This window comes from Bacillus sp. LR--39, from assembly GCF_053613335.1.
In genome coordinates, this window is sequence record NZ_JBSIOT010000002.1 from 43,130 (window position 1) to 61,609 (window position 18,480).

The following is an 18,480-nucleotide window of genomic DNA, read 5'->3' on the forward strand; positions in this document are numbered from 1 at the left end:
GTATGGAATGCGCGATATTTAGTAAAAACTCATCAGTAGAATATACACAAAACGACAGCCTATAAGGCTGTTTTTTAACATTAAAATGTCTGACCTCTTTTTTGTTTTTCGGTTGATCATATGTAAAAGCGATTATATTAATCGCTTTTTGATACTTCAAAACATGCTAAGCTTTGACCTCTTTATCAGTAAGCACTTTTAAAGCATCTCTCACTTTTAAGGCGAAGTTGACAGGTTTATCAATCGCTTCGAAATGAATATACATCAGTCTCGGTTTGTCAAACAGCCAGTGATTGTGAAGTGACGTTACAATCAGATCATGTTTCCGAAGGACGCTGATAAATGGATTGCTTTCTTTTTGCAGAATTACAGTTTCTCCGCTGCAAAGAGCACGGCCGTCTTTTGTCATTGATTCAAATGAAAACATTTGCGGAATGAGCAAAAATGATCTTCCGGGCCGTCCCAGTACAACCGGTTTTATATTTGTTCGTGATCTCATTACTGTACAAATTCCATTTTCAAACGTATGCATGGTTCCGCCTAGAATATCGTTGAATTCGTCACAAAGACCATGCCGTTCAATCATTTCCCCGTCAGTTTTTGGTACCGCACGCACAGTTTTAGTAGTCAGAACTCTCAGGGCCTCTCTCACTTTTCTTGCAAAATTGAGAGGTTTATCAATTGATTCAAAATGCATAAACATCAGACGCGGTTTATCAAACAGCCAATGGTTATGAACGGCAGTTACGATGATACCGAATTTGCGCAGCTCACTCATTAACGGGTTCACTTCTTCTTGCAGTAAAACAGTCTCACCTAAACATAAAGCTCTGCCTTCCCGATCCATACTTTCAAATGAAAAGGCCTGAGGAATAAAAGGAAATGCTTCGGCTCTTCTTCCGAGTACCACCGGATGAATGTTGCTTCGAAATCTTGTCGCCGTACATACGCCATTTACGACACTGGGCGTTGAATTGAGAATTCTAGCAAATTCTTTGCAGAGCCGTGATGGCTCCATACTCGTTTCTTCCACTTCATATCTCCTCCTGGAATCTATTTACAACGTACTTAGTATTAAAGATATGTGAAGATAGAAAGAATGTAACGCGTCAGCAGTCCATATTAGATAGAATCAGCCTTTCTTGTATAATTTGAGGTTTTCTTCCCTTTTTATAATCTCTTTAACTGTTAATTTTTAATAGATTAAAAGCTTTTGATCGGACTATTTAAGAAATGAAAACATTATAAATTGGTGGTTTTATTCCAGCTTTGATTTTTTTGTGGCGGCCATTTGTGACAAGCACCGGCTGCGCACACATACCTTATAGTTGTGACTGAGTTTCAGAATATGAAAAAAAGCCTTTATACAAGGCTTTCGGTAAATAATTCATACAGCCGTTTGGCTGCTCATTAGTGACAGCTCACAGCTCTTTTGTCATTAAGACATGCGGGATGCCGTCTTCCATAAATTCCGGTGAATCTGTCTGATAGCCCAGTTTGTGATAAAAGCCTTCCGCATGTGTTTGTCCATGCAGTTTACATTGGGTGATGCCTTTTTCTTTTACCATGTTTTCTAATTCGCTTATGATTACTTTGCCCAACCCGTATTTGCGGTAAGGCTTCAGGATGCAGATTCGTTCGAGCTTGCCTGTATGGTTTACAATGCGGACGCGTCCTGTGCCGGCAGGCTGACTTTCATGATAAACCAAGACATGCCCGCACTGTTCCCCAAGCGTATCGAACTGATCAAATTCATCGGATTCAGGTACTTGCTGTTCCTCAATGAATACTGCTTTTCTAATCTCAAGCGCTGCTTGCAAATCAATTTCCGTTGTTATTCTTTTTATCCTCATGATCAATCAATCCTTTTCACATATTAGTCTGGACTGCACGGCTTGCTTGTGGTCTTATAGAAGTAACGGTAAAACAATTATATTGCATATGCAACAAAAACATGAAGGGTTTGAAAAGATATGACTGATATTTTGCGGGAAATCGGCATGATCGCACGGGCACTGGATTCCATCAGCAATATTGAATTTAAGGAATTAGACTTAACAAAAGGGCAGTATCTCTACCTTGTGCGTATATGTGAAAACCCGGGAGTGATACAGGAAAAAGTGGCGGAAATGATTAAAGTCGACCGAACAACAGCGGCGAGGGCAATCAAAAAACTGGAAATACAAGGGTTTATTGAAAAGCGTCCTGATGATCAAAATAAAAAAATAAAAAAGCTGTTTCCGACTGAAAAAGGGAGAAAGGTTTATCCATTATTGCAAAGAGAAGGAGAGCATTCTGCGGAGGTAGCCCTGTCTGGCTTTACATCTGAGGAAAAAGAAACCATTTTCAGCCTTCTTCAGCGGGTGAGAAAAAATATAGAACATGATTGGGAATATGTGAAGAAGGGGAATAAAAGAGATTATTAATGGTCATTAGTTCCTTTTAGTGAATGATTACGTTGTGAATGATTAAAGTCATAAATGGATACGTTATCTGTGAAATCTCCTTCCTCGGTTCCTGCTTCAACTAGCCGATAGGCTTATTTTTAACGAAAAGTATCAATTATGGTATATTTAAATAAGAAAAAATAATTGAAGCGGGGAATGATATGAGTACAATCGAAAAACAAAGACGTAAGAAAATCAGAGCGAAATCAATCGTACGGGCCATCATGGTCATCATCGGCGGAATTATTGCCGCGTATGGACTGGAAACCGTATTGATTCCGAATAGTGTATCTGACGGCGGTGTAACCGGACTCAGCATTGTCTGTTCACAGCTGTTTCATTTGCCTCTTGGGATCTTAATTGCGGTGATCAATATACCGTTTGTCTGGTTAGGATATAAGCAAATCGGGAAAGGTTTTGCGTTTCTATCAATTATCGGCATTATCTCACTTGCCGCGGGCACGAGTTTTTTCCACCACACACCGGCTATCATCGAGGGAGACACCCTGTTAATCACCGTTGTCGGCGGGATTATTCTCGGCTTTGGAATGGGATTGGCATTGCGCAACGGCGGCGCATTAGATGGAATTGATATGCTGGCTGTGCTTCTGTCACGGAAACTGCCGTTTGGCACGAGCGATCTCATTTTATTTTTAAACATTTTTGTGTTTATTTTTGTTTCTTTTGTATTCGGGCTGCAAGGCGCATTGCTTTCCGTCATTGCTTACTACATCGCATCCAAGGTGATCCATGTGGTTGAGGAAGGCTTAAGCGGTTCTAAAACATTTCAGATTATCACCAACGAGCCTGCATTAATGGTAGAGACCATTCGTGAAGAATTGGGCCGGAGCGCTACGTATAAAGAAGCATACGGCGGTTTTTCTCATGAAAAATTCAAAGAAATCACATGTGTCATCAACCGTTTGGAAGAAACCAAACTGAAGGAAATTATTAATGACATTGATAATCAAGCCTTTGTGACGGTATATGATGTCGCTGAAGTAAAAGGCAGTAATTTCAGAAAAATCCATAATCATTAAGAAGGAGCTGCCGTTCACCGGCAGCTTTTTTTAAAAAAGGAGAAAAAACTTGCAAAAAAAGAATGGCGGCTGTATATTATTGATATATCAATCATTGACTAGTCAATTAATTGCGCAAAAGAAAGTAGGGATGGGTTTTGACAGCATGTTGTTCAGAGGAAGGCGAGATTTTGTATCAGCTCCAATCACTGCACAAAGTGATCGGCACGAAGTTTGAAGCGTGCACCGGAATCAGCCAATCCCGCCTTGAGCTTCTCGCCGTGCTTTTTTACGTCGACGAGATCAGCCAAAGCGATCTTCAGAAAAAGGTGAATATTGATGGCGCAGCCGTGACAAGACACTTGAAACAGCTTGAAGCCAAAGAAATGGTCACAAGAAGGCGGAAGCCCGAGGACAACCGAATTATACTTGTCCGGCTTACTGATCAGGGGCGGGAGAGAATTGAGGCTTCCAAAAAGGAGAAGGAGCGTTTCATAAAGGAAATGCTTGCCGGTGTCAGCGAGGAAGAACGCAATATGTTAAAAAACGTATTGTCGCAGATGCAGAATAATATAGAAAATATGAAAGCATAGGAGTGTATTACACATGAAAACAAACGACTTTATGGACATTATGAAAGGGCGCCGTTCCATTCGGAATTACGATCCGGCCGTAAAAATCAGCAAAGAAGAAATGACTCAAATTCTTGAAGAAGCAACGACAGCGCCGTCTTCAGTCAACGCGCAGCCATGGCGTTTCCTCGTCATTGACAGCCCTGAAGGAAAAGAAAAACTCGCGCCGCTTGCCAGCTTTAACCAAACACAAGTCAGCACATCATCTGCGGTGATCGCGGTTTTCGCAGATATGAACAGTGATGACTATTTAGAAGAAATTTATTCAAAAGCGGTCGAACTGGGCTACATGCCGCAGGAAGTAAAAGACAGACAAATCGCTGCTTTGACGGCGCATTTTGAAAAACTGCCGGAGCAAGTGAACCGTGAAACGATTCTGATTGACGGAGGTCTCGTTTCCATGCAGCTGATGCTTACGGCACGCGCGCACGGCTATGACACAAACCCGATCGGCGGCTATGATAAAGAAAAGATTGCCGAGGTTTTCGGAATGGATAAAGAGCGTTATGTACCGGTCATGCTGTTATCAATCGGAAAAGCGGCAGACGAAGGATATGCTTCCTACCGTCTTCCTATCGAAACAATCGCACAATGGAAATAAGGTTGAAGTGAAGCTGAGAGGAGAGGGACAGTGGACATAATTGCGGCTGTTTTCGTCGGAATTGTAGCTTTAGAACATATATTTATCATGATACTTGAAATGTTTTTTATCAATTCGAAGGCTGCCAAGCGGTCTTTCAAATTGCCGAAGCATTTAGAAGGTGATCGGAATGTGGCGGTCATGTTTGCAAATCAAGGTCTGTATAATGGATTTCTGGCTGCCGGCCTCATTTGGGGACTGATCCTCGGAGCTGATCCGATTGGCCATATGATTCAAATGTTTTTCGTCATCTGTGTGGTCATCGCGGCCATTTTCGGAGGCTTTACTTCAAACAAATCAATTATCGTAAAACAAGGACTTCCGGCTGTTCTAGCGCTTATTTTTCTTTTATTGGCGTAGCAGACGGAGTGAGGGCTTCCGGAAAGGAAGCCCTCTTTTTTTATTCTGTTTTGAAAATCATTTCTTATATACATCACTATAGATTGGGGAATGTCAAATCAGCGGGGGCAAGCAATGGATTGCAGTCGCTTGGAATGAGTATGGTTCCGGATGTGATCAGCTCGTTTCAACACATATATCCTTATGTCAATTTTCAGTTGAACCAAGCGTCAAATCAGCTGTCACTCCTTCTTAATTGTTATTTGCTGAAATAGATGGAGCGGACTCCATGTCAATCTGTTTTTTTGAAAAAAAGCTGATCGGCAAATATGGTATGATTTACATAATCAGGGAGTGGGGTTGCAGAGGATGAATACGAAGAGAGCGTATTACGCTATTTTATACAGCCAGACCGCTATCAACTTGGGGTTTTCACTTTATACGATGGCCGTTATCTTGTTTTTGTTTACAAAAACCGGTTCGACAGCGATGGCCTCTCTTATGACGCTCGTCAGCATTGTATGCCGCGTATTGGGCAGCGCCGTTTTGCCGCTGGTCACCGGCCGGTTCACGCTTCGTTCTTTGTTAATCAGTTCTCAATTGATACAGATCACACTGTTAGTCTGTTTGTTTTTTGTCATCCAAACCGGTTTATCCGCATTCTTTTTTCTGCTGTTTTGTCTGATCGGAGGCATTTCTTTTTGCAACGGATGGTTTGCTCCGATAAAAAGCGCGCTGATTGGGGAAATCATTCCTCCTGATCGAAGGGCGAAAGCGAACAGTTTATTATCTGCGGCGGATCAGACCGTTCAGTTTGCGGGGTGGTCTCTGGGCGGCGTCATCATAGCCTTCTTGGGAGAGAGCGATACAATGATCGTCACTGTTATGTTATTGGTTTCTTCGCTTTTGGGCATCATTCTGTTTCTTCAAGTACGCATGTGTGCGCCGGCAGCAGTCAGGGGACGTTCCCTTTTTGCAGATGCGGCAAGCGGCTGGGTGTATTTATTTCAGCAAAAACAGCTGAGGGTTCTCATTGTGATGGATGTGATCGAATCGTGGGCAGGCATGATATGGATCGGGTCTGTGTCCTTAACTTATGTGCATGACGTCCTTCATAAAGGAGAGGCTTGGTGGGGGTATGTCAACGGAGTCTATTATGCAGGGACGATGATCGGCGGACTGATCATCTATAAGTTATCCGGTAAGTTTCAGCATCATCTCATTCCGCTTATGCTGACGGGAGCCTTGGCATATGGAGTGTTCACGTTTATTTATGGGTTGATCACAAGCGCCGTTACGGCCCTTTTTCTGGTGCTGTGTATGGGGCCGGCTTGTGTATTACGAGATCTCACGCAGGAAACATTACTTCAAAACATCACGACCGAAAAGACACGGGTCAATATATTAGCAGCGAGATCAGCTTTAGTTCAGTTCATTTTTATGTTTTCCATTATTGGAACGGGGGTCATCTCGGATGTATTCGGCGTGCGGTTTATTTATATTGGCGCAGGCCTCCTCTTATTAATTTCGGCTTTTTTCGGATTTTCTCAGCTGCGAATGAAGAAGTTGGTACAAAGCCGCATGTAGTGTAGTATAATTAGGAACATACGTTCTATATCGAGAGAGGAGAGGGGAATGTGGGACATCTGGCACTGCAATTGTATGATTATCATCTTTGGGCAAATCAGCAAATATTCACCCGGCTTAAAGAGCTTCCGGAGGATGTGTACCGTAAGGAGATTCAAAGTGTCTTTCCGTCGATAGCCGGTGTATTGACTCATGTGTATCTGTCGGATAAGGGGTGGTTTGATGTGTTCTCCGGAGAGCGTCTGGAGGATACGCTGAAATCAGCTGAACAGCAAAAAGAGGACATCTTGTCTAAAGAGATAGAAGAGCTGGAAGATATGTTCTCGGAATTATCAGACTGGTATCAATTATTTTTGCAAAAGGAAGAAAATATCAGTCGCCCCCTTGAAATAGAGCATCCGTCAGGTGACATCATGAAAACCGCAGCGGCCGATATGATCCTCCATGTTGTGAACCACGGAACGTATCATCGCGGGAATATAACAGCCATGCTCAGACAGATGGGGTATGCTTCTGTGCCGACGGATTACGGTATGTATTTATATATAAACAAAAAGTAAACAAGACAGCCAACGCGGCTGTCTTGTGATATCAGTAAAAAAGCCAAATCATATGAGTGATTTGGCTTTTTCGTTTGCTATGCCATGTTCTGCAGCCGTTCTAAACTGTTTTTCCAATTCGCTTCAAGCGCTGTAAAAGCAGCGGCGGCATCTTGCTGTTCTAATGCGTGAATGATATCAGAGTGTTCATTATATGATCTGTTTAAAGCGCCGTTTTCACTGAAATAGCGGATTTCCATTCTCTGAATTTTGACTTTCAGGCTTACAAGCAATTTGTGAAGTTCGGTGTTGTCCGCAAGCAGAATGATGCGCTGGTGAAATGCATTGTCCGCTTCCAGGATGGCCGGTTTATCGCCGTCTTTCATTGTTTGAAGAAGATTTTCATTCAGCTGTTTCAATTCCTGAATCACGGCATCGTCCACATGCGGGAGAGCTTGCTGCAATGCGAGTTTTTCAAGCGTCCAGACGATGGAATACAAGTTTTCCGCTTCTTTTAACTCAATCGGAGCGACAAGCGTCCATCTGTTCGCTTTTGTTATCACCAAGCCGTCATCTTCGAGCCGCAATAAGGCTTCCCGTATCGGGGTGCGGCTGATTCCCAATGTTTCCGACAAATCCTTGTCCTTTAACTTTGTTTCCGGTTTGAGCTTGCCCGTTATGATCCAGTCTCTGAGTGTGCGATACACTTCGTCCCGCATGATGGTTCTTTTCAGCACAGGTTCTTTGTTTTGATTATCCAATGGAACACCTCATGAATCGTAGTATACATATTTGCATTTTACCACAGTCCGGGCGCTGGTTAGAAATGAAGAGGGCGTCTAAGAATGAATCGAACCGAGATGCTTCATCTCAATATGCTGAAAGTCAGCGGAGCCGCCTTCAGAAAAGAGCGTGATTCCCTGATCTTCGTGTTTTGGGAACACTTCATTTGTCAAAACGGTTTTTCCGTCGTCTGCAAATACTTCAATACTTGTTTTGTCCACGAGAATTTTCAGGTGGACGCGCCCTTTGTTTCCGTCAAATGGGGCTTTGCTTTCGGCGTATGCGCCGGTTTTATCAGGCTGGTCTGTAAACGATCTGTTCACATAGGCATAGCCGTCTTCTGCTGAAATACCGACATCAATATGCCGGCTTTGGTCTGCTGATTCTCTGAGTCTGACGCCTGCATTTTTGATATCTGACCAAGCGATGTCCATATCAAGCTGATATATATCACCTTTGATCGCCAATGTCTCTGAACCGTTCACCTGTTTGTGTTCTATGCTGTCAGTTGAAGAGGTTAATTGGTTCAATGCTTCAACCGGCTCTGATACAAGGCTGTATGTGCCGCCGTCCTGCTGCTGAAGGCGGATTTCACGGACGATAGAATCCGTGCCGTTAAAGCCGTTTTTTAGTGTCGGTGTTTCATTCGGATAATCCCAATTGTTCATCCATGCCAGCGCATAGCGTTTTGTCAGCGGATCTTCGCTATTACCGTCTTCAAATGTGACGCCGCCGTACCAGTCAAAGCCGTAATCGAGCCATTGCGGTTCTTCTTGATCGGCGGTAAATTCCTTCCCGTCAAAGTTTCCGGTCCAATACGCGTACGTATTCGGTTTGCCTGCGGGTTTGCCGTTTGCGCTTACGCCCAGAACCCACTTGGCTGTTCCGTCATCTGCACGCATCATATAAAGGTCGGGGCATTCGACGAGGCCGATCTGCTGAGTGATAAAACCGCCCGTGTATGTCCAATTTTTTAAATCGGGTGATTCATAAAAACCGATTTTTTCGCCTTCGGCCATGGCCATCACCCATTTGTCATCCTGTTCATCCCAGATCACTTTCGGGTCCCGGAAATCCTTAGTTCCCGGATTTTTCATCACGGGCTGATCACTATAGGAAGTAAACGTTTTTCCTTTATCCGTGCTGTACCATAAATATTGTTCCTGGGCTTTTGTTTTGGCTGTCGGCTGCGTTGTGACGGCGACCAGCGCGTTTTTGCCGAAGCCCGCGGTGTTGTGTTTATCAATGACGACAGAACCGGACCAGATATCGCCGTTTTCGTTGGTGTATTTCGGAATAGCCGTGCCTTCGTCCGTCCAGTGCACCAAGTCCTCTGATACGGCGTGCCGCCATTCTGTGCCGTTGCCGTTCGGGTAATCCCGATTATAAAGATAGTAGTAATGATATTTCCCCTCGAAAAAAATGGGCTTTTGAGGGTCGTTTTTCCATTTGTCCGGGGTCGTAAAATGATACGCCGCCCGGTAATCTTTCTTATGCTCCGTGTTTGTGTCAGAGGAATTGTGGCTTTTGTGCGGCAGTAAGCCGACAAACAGGAACGCACCCAAAAAGATCAATATTACAATGGGCCATTTTCGTGCCATGATTGAATTCACCATCTTGTTTAGAAATAAAAGAAAATGCCAATGAAGTATCGGCATTTTCTTTTTGTTGTTATTAGTTGTTAACCGTAAGCTGTCCTTGTTCAAGGATGCTGTTTTTAACAACGGATGTTTTCTTGTTTTTGATGTTCAATAAGAAGCTTGGCGCAAATGTTGCCTTTTTATCCTCAAAGAAGCCTCTGTTTGTCATGTAGCTTGTGATCACGACATTGTTGCCTTTGGCTTGCGGCACTGCGAAGTGAGAGTAAGTGAACGTCACATCGTTAGGATCAAGACCCATTTGCAGTACAAGACCAGTTTTGTTCAGCGGCTTGTAAGGACCTGTTAAAGAGTTTGATACATAACCAAGCATGTAAATATCATTTGAGTTAATACCGTCGATCGTCATTTTTGAACCGCGTGAATCAGTGAACAGGTACCATTTACCGTTCATTTTGAAAACATTCGCGCGCTCGATTTCATCAGTTACCGTGTTTGAAGTGATCAGCGGCTTCATGACTTTTTTCAATGTGTAGTCATTGTTTAATTCTACGATACCGAGGGCGCCGTTCGCTAATTCAGCATCGCGTTTTTTAGCGCTCTGCTGAAGCTTCTGACTTTCTTTACGGAAGAAGTTTGTGCTGCCGCCGTAGTACGCTTTGTTAAATAAAGATTCTTCGCCTTGGTATCCGTTATCTGTTCCCGTGTTGGCTTCGAATACAAGGTATTTATGGCCTTTGTCTTCAACGTAGTGAGGGTCTCTCAGCGTATGGTTGTCGCCGGATGTATAGTTCCCTTCATCGATAAACTGCTGAACGTTTTGGTATGTTTTTCCGTCACCGTCAAAAATCGTTTTATGATCTTCCACTCCGTTGATCTTGAGCGTGTCATCAGATTTTGACACATTTACCTGCGCCGTTGTCAGGCTTTGTTTGCCGTAATGTGTACCGGAAAAGTCAGTGTAGAATAAACGGATTTTTCCATCAGATGTAAAGGTTGCAGAACCGGACCATTCTTGTGTCTGTTCTTTCAGGATTTCATCGTTGGCGTCGAACTTATCGCTGTCTTTAAAGACACGGCCCGCGTTTTTCCAGCTGTCGATCGAGTTGTCGCCGACTTTTTGATAAAACATGTAGATGGATGTGTCATCAGCGTCTTTCGGGCTTCCGGCAAGAGCAAACACGACGTGATAGCCGTTGTATTCAGCTACTGTTCCGTCAGCGTTTTGGAGCGGCCAGCTGTCCCACACATCCAGTCCTTTTGCGGACTCGATATTTTTAATTGTTGATTGGTCGAATTGAGGCACTTGGTATTTTTCACTTTGCTGCTGTTTAGGGATCTGCAGCATATCATGGCGTGTGATGTGAGAGACGCCGTACGTTTCTTTGTAAGGTTTTTGGGTATTTTCTTTCGCGAAGGCTTGAGTCGCTCCTCCTGCCAGAAGTGCAGTCGTAAAAGTTAGAACTGTGGCTCGTTTTGCAAATTTTTTGATGTTCATGTTCATTTCTCCTTTTGTATGTACCTTTTTTTGCGATCTGCCGATTCGATCCTCCTGCATTCATGGATGGCAGGTTTGTTACAGAAAAAAAGACCTAAAATATGTAAGGGGTGACGCCAAAGAATACACTTTGCCCTTAACACATTTTAGGTCTTGCCTGCTTTATCAGTAACAATCCTGCATGATTTACTTGTCGACATCATTCTATTAGACTCTGATTCTATTGACAACTGGTCTATTTTCCTCTTTTGGATGATAGTAAAATGAAAAAAGGCCTTTTAATATATGGGTAATTGAGACTAAGGGGTGCTCTGGGCCTAGGAAAAAACCTCTCTAAAAAAGAGAGGTTATTTTTTCTTGATAGATAATAAAGCGATGGTGGCTAAAATCAGCAAAGTACCCAGCCATTCTGATATTCCGAAGGGAACATGCAGCCAGATAACAGCTAAAAAAGCTGCCGACAGCGGCTCTGCACAGGCGAGCAGGCTGGTTTCAGAGGCACTCAGATATTTCAGGCTTTCCAAGTAGCAATAAAAAGCGATGAGCGTTCCGAAAATGATGATAAACACAATCGCGGCGTATGCCGGCAAGGACCACTCGCCTTCAAATTTCCAGGGCGGGCGGATCAAGCTGAGGGCGGCCCCGCCGATCAGCATGCCCCATCCGACAATAATGGCCGATCCCCATTTCTTCAGCAGACGATGCGGCTGAAGGGTGTAAAACGCCAGTGCAAACGCCGAGCTGATGCCCCAAAAGACGGCCAAACCGGATATGGACAGGCTTCCGACATTCCCGTGCGTGACCAAAATGAATGTGCCGGCAACCGCCAATAAGACGGCCAGAAGCTCTTTTGCTGAAGGAATTCTCTTTGCGCGAATCGCTAAAAAGCATGTAATGATCGCTGGCCCTAAATACTGAAGAACGGTAGCAGCGGCCGCGTTGCCGTACTCAATTGCCGCGAAGTAGGTGTATTGAACGCCTAACATTCCGAAAATCCCGAATAAAAGAAGGGGAATTCTGTCCCGTCTGTCTTTCCAAACAGCCCATATCCGTCCTTTTTCTTTGCGGTATGCGATGCCGAGCAGAAGCGCCCCTGACACCAGAAGGCGTACCGAAGTCAGCCATTCTGTATTAAAATGGCGGTGCTGGAACAGATACTGGGCAACCGTTCCCGAGACCCCCCATAAGATAGCTCCTGTCAGCACAAGCCAAATGCCTGTTGTTCGTGAATAAGAAAGAGCAGCGTGTTTTTCCAGGATAGACACCCCCGATTCTGATGTTGCGAAATTAACTTTAATTAGAAAATGAACGTCTTACATGTGATATATTATATATTACATATTAGTTTTCGTCAAAATGATTTTCGTAGAAAGCGCTTACAAAACGGCCGTCTGATGAATGAGCAATAAAAAAACACCCCGGCGGGTTTCCGGGGTGTGTTGGTTATTCTGCAATCGCGTCTGTTAAAACAGGAACGACTTGTTTCTTTCTGGATACGACGCCTTTTAAAAGAGCCGTGTTGTTTTCTAAAGTCACGTTGAATGCTTTTTCCACTTTTGACGCTTGATCACCGATGGCAAGCGCAAGGGAATCGTTTTCCAGAATATCCGTAATCACGAGAAGGAACAGGTCAAGGTTCTTCTCGGCAATTACTTTTGAAAGAGCCGCTTCTAATTCCGGCTGCCGCTTTTTAACATCTTCAATATCAACTGTGTTGACTTGGGCGATTTCGACTTTTTTGCTGCCGAGCGTGAACTCTTTCGCATCAAGAGAAATCAGTTCTTCCACAGTTTTTTTGCTTAAGTCGGCGCCCGCTTTCAGCATGTTTAAGCCGTACTCTTCCGCATCTACGCCGGCAATTTCAGCAAGCTCTTTTGCCGCTGCGATATCTTGCTCCGTGCAAGTCGGAGATTTAAATAACAGAGAGTCAGAAATGATTGCTGACAGCATGAGGCCTGCAATTTCTTTCTCGATTTTCACGTTATTTTCTTTGTACATTTTGTTTAAGATCGTAGCCGTACAGCCGACCGGCTCAGCACGGTAGTAAAGAGGTTCCGCTGTTTCGAAGTTGGCGATACGGTGGTGGTCGATAACTTCAAGAACCTGAACGTCTTCGATATCCTTGATGCTTTGCTGGCGTTCATTGTGGTCAACAAGGATGACGCCGTTTACTTCGTTTGCGGCTGTTTCCACCAAACGCGGGCTTTCCTGTTTGAAATAATCAAGCGCGTATTGTGTTTCGCCGTTGACTTGTCCAAGGCGGACGGGCTCAGCATTGAAGCCGAGTTTATTTTTTAGATCAGCGTAGGCAATGGCAGAGCAAATGGTATCTGTGTCTGGGTTTTGATGTCCGAAAATAAGAATTTTTTCCATAATAACTCCTTGTCCTTTTTTGTAGTGTAAACAATCTTTTTATAGTTTAACACGTCTTGAGGAGGGTGTAATCTTCAAAACCTTAAAAATTGATGTGAAAAAGAAGCATTTTTGTTGAGAGTTGGGGAGGGTTGCGAGTAAAATACTGGGTAAGTCAGATGCTAATCAGCATATAGTATCAAAAAAGGTACTATGGAGGATGAAAAATGAACATATATCCGAATAAAGAAGGTTGTCCGGTTGAACTGACGCTTTCCGTTATCGGCGGAAAGTGGAAGGGTATTTTGTTTTATCATATGATCGGCGGAAAAAAGCGGTTTAATGAGTTTCGGCGCATTTGCCCCAGCATTACGCAGCGTATGCTGACGCTTCAGCTTCGCGAGCTTGAGGCGGACGGCATCGTGCATCGCGAAGTATATCAGCAGGTGCCTCCAAAGGTGGAGTATTCTCTTACCGAATTCGGCAGGTCGCTGGAACCGATCGTTTTGCAAATGAAGAAATGGGGAGATGCCAACCGGGAGTTTCTCGAGGCATACCGGGAAAAAACGTCTCCTCAAGATCAGTCCGCTCAAAAATAAGAAGCAGCAAAGGATTAAATTCCTTGCTGCTTTTTTTTATTTCATCGCGATGGCCTTTCTGGCGTTGCGCACATCATTCTTCAGCAATTCGCTCAGGTTGTAAGCCGGATATTGACCGCGTTCTTCCATATACTCAAAGACCATTTGATGCCACTTGATGGCAGCGTTTAAGTGCTTGACGAAAACGTGTCTTAATTGAGGTGTGGCCGTCTCTGTAATGGCTCCGGCATAATTGCGGACAGATGTTTTGGCCAGGATGAGCAGGCCGCCGCTGTAAAAGGAGGAATCAGCGCGCTCTTCTGTTTCATCCTCACGAAAAGCGGGAGCTTCAGGGAAGAAAGGAAGCAGTTCACGCAGATTTTGTTCCAGCGAATGGATGGAAAATCTGTAAAGCTGTTTTAATCTGGCATCGCTTACGTCCCGCTCTGTTCTTTTTAATTTCACAAGTCCGTTTGCCTGGAAAGCCACTAACTCATGCAGTTCTAACGTTTCATGCCATGCTAATGTTCTCCGCTCAGTCATGGTGTAAGAATCTCCTTTATCCTTCATTTTCACTTTCAGCATATGCCCCGGTTCCGATGTTGTTCCTGATGTTTTGAAGTTTCCAGAAAGGGAAAATCAATGTAAAGGAAATACGAAATAGAGGTGAAACTATATGTGGGACATGATAAAGAACTTCTTCCTTTTCAGCAGCGGGGTTTTGCAGGCGACCACTCTCTTACTTATCGTTATCGTCTTGTTATATGTACGAAAAACCAAAAAGAAAAACAGAGATACTTCTGGTTTCATGGATGATCAGGATCACTGATACAACGGGCATTCTTTCACTGGGATGTCCGTTTGTCTGTTTTCATGTTTCACATGGAACATTGCGGCTGTCCGCGCTCATTTTACTTGCGATTTCGACTTATGTTAAAATATATACGTGTATTTTGGAGAGTTTATGGAAAATTCAGGTCTTGAAAGAGACATTGCGGCGTCAAAAGAGCAGTCGTCTAAGCTGCTCTTTTCTATTCGTATGTTCGAATGATACAAGGTTTGAGGTGAGTAAGTGAAAAATACAAGGGCTCTAATAGAAGGCGCCATTTTGATCAGTATTTTTGCAATCATTTCCCTTTTGGTCGTGTACCTCCCTTTACTGGGGGCAATTCTTTTCTTTGCTTTGCCGCTGCCGATCATTCTTTACACCATTCGGAACGGTCTGAAGCCCGGGGTATGGATGGGGCTTGCCAGCCTTCCTGTCAGCTTTATTGTAAGTTCGTTTACCGGGCTTACAGGCGCTTTTACGGCGGCCTGTACGGGAATTGCCATGGGATATTATTTTAAAAAGAAAAAGCCCGGCTATGCGGTTGCTGCCGGCGCTATGGCGTATGTGCTGTGCGGCGTCGTTTTTTTTGTGGTCAGCATCGTGTTCCTTAACATGAATGTGGTTGATACCACCATGTCCCAGCTTCGGGAGTCGCTGTCTGTGGCTGATACCATGTCAAAACAGCTGGGTTACGGAGACCAGTTCGGGAAGCAGATCAAGCTGATGGAAAGTCAGCTGAGCACGGTTCAATATCTTTTTCCGACAGTGCTCGTATTGACCGGCATCGTTTTTTCTTTCCTCAGTTATGCTATGGCAAGGCCGCTTTTACGGCGATTTTCCCCTGATCTTCCGAAGATGAAGCCTTTTAGAGATCTCAAACTCCCGCAAAGCGTTGTCATTCTGTATTTTATTGTGACGATATTAGGGTTTCTGCCTTTAGAAAAAGGGCATATGCTGTATTCGGTTTCATTGAATGGGGGATTTATTCTCAGCTTGCTGATTTGTATTCAAGGATTAGCGTTTATTTTTTTCTATTGCCATGAGATGGAGATGCCGAAAGCCGTGCCTGTATTAGCAATTGTGCTGGGGGTGCTTTTTCCGCTCATCTTGTCCGTGTATCTCCTCTTAGGCATCATTGACATAGGCTTTAACATAAGAAATAAGGTGACGCGAAATTGAGTGTGACTTACAGGTGGGGAGTTGATAGAAATGCCTAGTTTTTATGAAAAACCGTTGTTTCGGTATCCCATCTATGCATTGATTGCATTGTCAATCATCATAATCCTCATCAGCATTTACTTTAACTGGCTGATAGGAGCCATCGGTGTTGTGCTGCTCGCCGTGATCTTGTTTTTCATCAAGCGTGCGGATTCTCTGATCAGAAAAGAAATTGACGATTATATCTCCACGTTATCGTATAGATTGAAAAAAGTAGGCGAAGAGGCATTAATGGAAATGCCTATCGGGATTATGCTGTTTAATGATCAATATTACATTGAGTGGGCGAATCCGTTTTTGTCTTCCTGTTTTAATGAAAGCACGCTCGTCGGACGCTCGCTATATGACACATGCGAGGCCGTCGTGCCGCTGATCAAGCAGGAGGTCGATTCGGAAACGATCACCTTGAATGAGCGGAAGTTTAAAGTAGTGATTAAAAGAGATGAGCGCCTGCTTTATTTCTTTGATGTGACAGAACAGATTCAGATTGAAAAGCAGTACGAAAATGAGAGAACCGTGCTGGCATATATCTTCTTAGATAACTATGATGACGTCACACAGGGGCTGGACGACCAAACGAGAAGCACGATGAACAGCCAGGTCACCTCATTATTAAATGCGTGGGCGCAGGAGTACGGTATTTTTCTGAAACGGACGTCCTCGGAGCGGTTTATCGCGGTGTTAAATGAACACATTTTAACGGAGCTTGAAAACGCGAAATTTTCAATTTTGGATGAAATCCGAGAAAAAACATCCGTCCACACTGTATCTTTGACCCTCAGCATCGGGATCGGCGCATCGGTTTCTTCCTTGAAGGAGCTTGGAGATCTGGCGCAGTCCAGCCTCGATTTGGCTCTCGGCCGCGGAGGCGACCAAGTGGCGATCAAAATGCCGAACGGCAAGGTGAAATTTTACGGCGGCAAAACGAATCCGATGGAGAAGCGCACAAGGGTGCGCGCCCGGGTGATTTCTCACGCGCTCAAGGAAATTGTCTCAGAAAGCAGCAATGTCATTATTATGGGGCACAAATTTCCTGATATGGACGCGGTCGGAGCCGCAATCGGAATATTGAAGGTGGCGCAGGCCAACGGCAAAGAAGGCTACATCGTCATTGATCCGAACCAGATCGGATCAAGCGTTCAGCGCCTGATTGAAGAAATTAAGAAATATGAAGAGCTGTGGTCGCGGTTCATCACGCCGGAAGAGGCGATGGAAATTTCAAATGATGACACGCTGCTTGTCGTCGTTGATACACATAAACCATCCCTTGTGATGGAAGAGCGTCTCGTGAACAAAATCGAGCACATCGTTGTGATTGACCACCACCGCAGAGGCGAGGAATTTATTAAAGACCCGCTGCTCGTTTATATGGAGCCATACGCTTCATCCACCGCAGAACTCGTGACGGAGCTGCTTGAATACCAGCCGAAGCGGCTCAAAATCAATATGATTGAAGCGACGGCCCTGTTAGCTGGTATAATAGTGGATACGAAGAGCTTTTCCCTTCGCACGGGCTCGCGGACGTTCGACGCCGCTTCTTATTTGAGAGCGAAAGGCGCAGATACGGTTCTGGTGCAGAAAGTTCTCAAAGAATCCGTCGGTTCTTATATCAAGCGGGCGAAGCTGATCCAGCATACGTCTCTTTATAAAGAACATATCGCGATTGCTTCTCTTCCTGAGAACGAAGAGGAGTACTTTGACCAGGTGCTGATTGCGCAGGCGGCTGATTCCCTCTTATCGATGAGTGAAGTGGAAGCTTCATTTGCGGTAGCCAGACGGGATGAGCATACGGTGTGCATCAGTGCGAGATCGCTGGGCGAGGTCAATGTGCAGATTATTATGGAGGCGCTGGATGGCGGAGGGCATTTAACCAATGCGGCAACCCAGTTATCGGGCATTTCTGTCTCAGAAGCGCTCGTCCGGCTGAAGGAAGCCATTGATGAATATTTTGAGGGAGGCGTTCAGAGATGAAGGTTATTTTCTTACAAGATGTAAAAGGTAAAGGAAAAAAAGGCGAAATGAAAAACGTAGCAGACGGTTATGCACATAACTTTCTCATTAAAAAAGGCCTCGCTGTCGAAGCAAATGCGACAAACATCAGCGCATTGAAAGGACAGAAAGAAAAAGAGAAAAAAGAAGCGATTGCCGAGCTTGAAAGAGCGAAAGATTTGAAAGAAACGCTTGAACAGCTGACTGTTGAGCTGAGTGCCAAATCCGGTGAAGGCGGCCGCCTGTTCGGGTCTGTCACAAGCAAGCAGATCGCAGAAGCGCTGCAAAAAACGCATAAGATTAAAGTGGATAAACGGAAACTGGAGCTCCAAGACGGTATCCGCACACTGGGATATACAAACGTTCCTGTAAAGCTGCACCCTGAAGTTCAGGCTGTGCTGAAGGTTCACGTAAAAGAAGAAGCGTAACACA

The 18,480-nt window shown here is 44.4% G+C and carries 20 protein-coding genes; 12 read left to right on the forward strand and 8 right to left on the reverse strand.

What is annotated here, in order from left to right; genetic code table 11:
• Nucleotides 1–166 precede the first annotated feature (166 nt).
• Both ACWHAR_RS09930 and ACWHAR_RS09935 read right to left on the reverse strand, forming a co-directional pair.
• A complete protein-coding gene (locus ACWHAR_RS09930) occupies nt 167–1,033 on the reverse strand; it encodes a DUF1259 domain-containing protein (protein ID WP_032875368.1) in 867 nt (288 codons plus the stop codon).
• Nucleotides 1,034–1,421: 388 nt separating this feature from the next.
• On the reverse strand, nt 1,422–1,853 hold the full coding sequence (locus ACWHAR_RS09935) for a GNAT family N-acetyltransferase (protein WP_032875371.1): 432 nt from the start codon (nt 1,851–1,853) through the stop codon (nt 1,422–1,424).
• 120 nt (nt 1,854–1,973) lie between these two features.
• On the opposite strand from ACWHAR_RS09935, the gene ACWHAR_RS09940 reads away from it, so the two are divergent.
• From ACWHAR_RS09940 to ACWHAR_RS09970, 7 genes are all read left to right on the forward strand, one after another.
• Nucleotides 1,974–2,426, forward strand: coding sequence for a MarR family winged helix-turn-helix transcriptional regulator (locus tag ACWHAR_RS09940; RefSeq protein WP_007615031.1), 453 nt, complete (start codon nt 1,974–1,976; stop codon nt 2,424–2,426).
• Between the two features lie 182 nt (nt 2,427–2,608).
• The gene (locus tag ACWHAR_RS09945) at nt 2,609–3,487 is read left to right on the forward strand and encodes a YitT family protein (RefSeq protein WP_032875374.1); all 879 of its coding nucleotides are present in this window, start codon (nt 2,609–2,611) and stop codon (nt 3,485–3,487) included.
• Between the two features lie 137 nt (nt 3,488–3,624).
• Nucleotides 3,625–4,059, forward strand: a complete 435-nt coding sequence (locus tag ACWHAR_RS09950) for a MarR family winged helix-turn-helix transcriptional regulator (RefSeq protein ID WP_032875377.1) — start codon at nt 3,625–3,627, stop codon at nt 4,057–4,059.
• A 13-nt stretch (nt 4,060–4,072) separates the two neighbouring features.
• The gene (locus ACWHAR_RS09955; protein WP_032875378.1) at nt 4,073–4,699 is read left to right on the forward strand and encodes a nitroreductase family protein; all 627 of its coding nucleotides are present in this window, start codon (nt 4,073–4,075) and stop codon (nt 4,697–4,699) included.
• A gap of 30 nt (nt 4,700–4,729) precedes the next feature.
• Nucleotides 4,730–5,098 carry a DUF1304 domain-containing protein gene (locus tag ACWHAR_RS09960; RefSeq protein ID WP_004393040.1) on the forward strand — a complete coding sequence of 123 codons (369 nt, stop codon included), beginning with the start codon at nt 4,730–4,732 and terminating at the stop codon, nt 5,096–5,098.
• Between the two features lie 348 nt (nt 5,099–5,446).
• Nucleotides 5,447–6,664, forward strand: coding sequence for an MFS transporter (locus ACWHAR_RS09965; protein WP_032875381.1), 1,218 nt, complete (start codon nt 5,447–5,449; stop codon nt 6,662–6,664).
• Nucleotides 6,665–6,714: 50 nt separating this feature from the next.
• Nucleotides 6,715–7,224, forward strand: a complete 510-nt coding sequence (locus ACWHAR_RS09970; RefSeq protein WP_032875384.1) for a DinB family protein — start codon at nt 6,715–6,717, stop codon at nt 7,222–7,224.
• A gap of 77 nt (nt 7,225–7,301) precedes the next feature.
• Here ACWHAR_RS09970 and ACWHAR_RS09975 read toward each other — a convergent pair whose 3' ends face one another.
• From ACWHAR_RS09975 to ACWHAR_RS09995, 5 genes are all read right to left on the reverse strand, one after another.
• On the reverse strand, nt 7,302–7,964 hold the full coding sequence (locus tag ACWHAR_RS09975; protein WP_032875387.1) for a GntR family transcriptional regulator: 663 nt from the start codon (nt 7,962–7,964) through the stop codon (nt 7,302–7,304).
• A gap of 78 nt (nt 7,965–8,042) precedes the next feature.
• On the reverse strand, nt 8,043–9,587 hold the full coding sequence (locus ACWHAR_RS09980) for a glycoside hydrolase family 32 protein (protein WP_032875390.1): 1,545 nt from the start codon (nt 9,585–9,587) through the stop codon (nt 8,043–8,045).
• 73 nt (nt 9,588–9,660) lie between these two features.
• On the reverse strand, nt 9,661–11,082 hold the full coding sequence (locus ACWHAR_RS09985; protein ID WP_032875393.1) for a glycoside hydrolase family 68 protein: 1,422 nt from the start codon (nt 11,080–11,082) through the stop codon (nt 9,661–9,663).
• 347 nt (nt 11,083–11,429) lie between these two features.
• Nucleotides 11,430–12,347 carry a DMT family transporter gene (locus tag ACWHAR_RS09990; RefSeq protein ID WP_278251236.1) on the reverse strand — a complete coding sequence of 306 codons (918 nt, stop codon included), beginning with the start codon at nt 12,345–12,347 and terminating at the stop codon, nt 11,430–11,432.
• Between the two features lie 178 nt (nt 12,348–12,525).
• Entirely contained in the window at nt 12,526–13,455 is a 930-nt protein-coding gene (locus ACWHAR_RS09995; RefSeq protein WP_004393053.1) for a manganese-dependent inorganic pyrophosphatase, read from the reverse strand.
• A gap of 206 nt (nt 13,456–13,661) precedes the next feature.
• Here ACWHAR_RS09995 and ACWHAR_RS10000 point away from each other — a divergent pair, with 206 nt between their 5' ends.
• Nucleotides 13,662–14,033: a winged helix-turn-helix transcriptional regulator gene (locus ACWHAR_RS10000; protein ID WP_007615010.1), complete on the forward strand. Its 372-nt coding sequence runs from the start codon at nt 13,662–13,664 to the stop codon at nt 14,031–14,033.
• A 36-nt stretch (nt 14,034–14,069) separates the two neighbouring features.
• Here ACWHAR_RS10000 and ACWHAR_RS10005 read toward each other — a convergent pair whose 3' ends face one another.
• Nucleotides 14,070–14,555 (reverse strand): spore coat protein, encoded by a 486-nt coding sequence (locus tag ACWHAR_RS10005; protein WP_007407913.1) that lies wholly within the window; start codon nt 14,553–14,555, stop codon nt 14,070–14,072.
• Nucleotides 14,556–14,688: 133 nt separating this feature from the next.
• On the opposite strand from ACWHAR_RS10005, the gene ACWHAR_RS10010 reads away from it, so the two are divergent.
• The 4 genes from ACWHAR_RS10010 (at nt 14,689) to rplI (ending at nt 18,476) form a co-directional block, all read left to right on the forward strand.
• Nucleotides 14,689–14,841 (forward strand): hypothetical protein, encoded by a 153-nt coding sequence (locus ACWHAR_RS10010; RefSeq protein ID WP_004393059.1) that lies wholly within the window; start codon nt 14,689–14,691, stop codon nt 14,839–14,841.
• Between the two features lie 243 nt (nt 14,842–15,084).
• Nucleotides 15,085–16,020, forward strand: a complete 936-nt coding sequence (locus tag ACWHAR_RS10015) for a YybS family protein (protein ID WP_032875396.1) — start codon at nt 15,085–15,087, stop codon at nt 16,018–16,020.
• Nucleotides 16,021–16,050: 30 nt separating this feature from the next.
• A complete protein-coding gene (locus ACWHAR_RS10020; RefSeq protein WP_007407911.1) occupies nt 16,051–18,030 on the forward strand; it encodes a DHH family phosphoesterase in 1,980 nt (659 codons plus the stop codon).
• The gene (gene rplI / locus ACWHAR_RS10025) at nt 18,027–18,476 is read left to right on the forward strand and encodes a 50S ribosomal protein L9 (protein ID WP_004393063.1); all 450 of its coding nucleotides are present in this window, start codon (nt 18,027–18,029) and stop codon (nt 18,474–18,476) included. The genes ACWHAR_RS10020 and rplI overlap by 4 nt, the downstream gene beginning before the upstream one ends.
• Nucleotides 18,477–18,480: the final 4 nt, after the last annotated feature.

Coding starts and splice junctions, on each gene's coding strand:
- ACWHAR_RS09945 (WP_032875374.1), top strand. CDS start 2,609: ATGAGTACAATCGAAAAACAAAGACGTAAGAAAATCAGAGCGAAATCA.
- ACWHAR_RS10020 (WP_007407911.1), top strand. CDS start 16,051: ATGCCTAGTTTTTATGAAAAACCGTTGTTTCGGTATCCCATCTATGCA.
- ACWHAR_RS09985 (WP_032875393.1), bottom strand. CDS start 11,082: ATGAACATCAAAAAATTTGCAAAACGAGCCACAGTTCTAACTTTTACG.
- ACWHAR_RS09965 (WP_032875381.1), top strand. CDS start 5,447: ATGAATACGAAGAGAGCGTATTACGCTATTTTATACAGCCAGACCGCT.
- ACWHAR_RS10010 (WP_004393059.1), top strand. CDS start 14,689: ATGTGGGACATGATAAAGAACTTCTTCCTTTTCAGCAGCGGGGTTTTG.
- rplI (WP_004393063.1), top strand. CDS start 18,027: ATGAAGGTTATTTTCTTACAAGATGTAAAAGGTAAAGGAAAAAAAGGC.
- ACWHAR_RS09935 (WP_032875371.1), bottom strand. CDS start 1,853: ATGAGGATAAAAAGAATAACAACGGAAATTGATTTGCAAGCAGCGCTT.
- ACWHAR_RS09940 (WP_007615031.1), top strand. CDS start 1,974: ATGACTGATATTTTGCGGGAAATCGGCATGATCGCACGGGCACTGGAT.
- ACWHAR_RS09955 (WP_032875378.1), top strand. CDS start 4,073: ATGAAAACAAACGACTTTATGGACATTATGAAAGGGCGCCGTTCCATT.
- ACWHAR_RS10000 (WP_007615010.1), top strand. CDS start 13,662: ATGAACATATATCCGAATAAAGAAGGTTGTCCGGTTGAACTGACGCTT.
- ACWHAR_RS10005 (WP_007407913.1), bottom strand. CDS start 14,555: ATGACTGAGCGGAGAACATTAGCATGGCATGAAACGTTAGAACTGCAT.
- ACWHAR_RS09995 (WP_004393053.1), bottom strand. CDS start 13,455: ATGGAAAAAATTCTTATTTTCGGACATCAAAACCCAGACACAGATACC.
- ACWHAR_RS09980 (WP_032875390.1), bottom strand. CDS start 9,587: ATGGCACGAAAATGGCCCATTGTAATATTGATCTTTTTGGGTGCGTTC.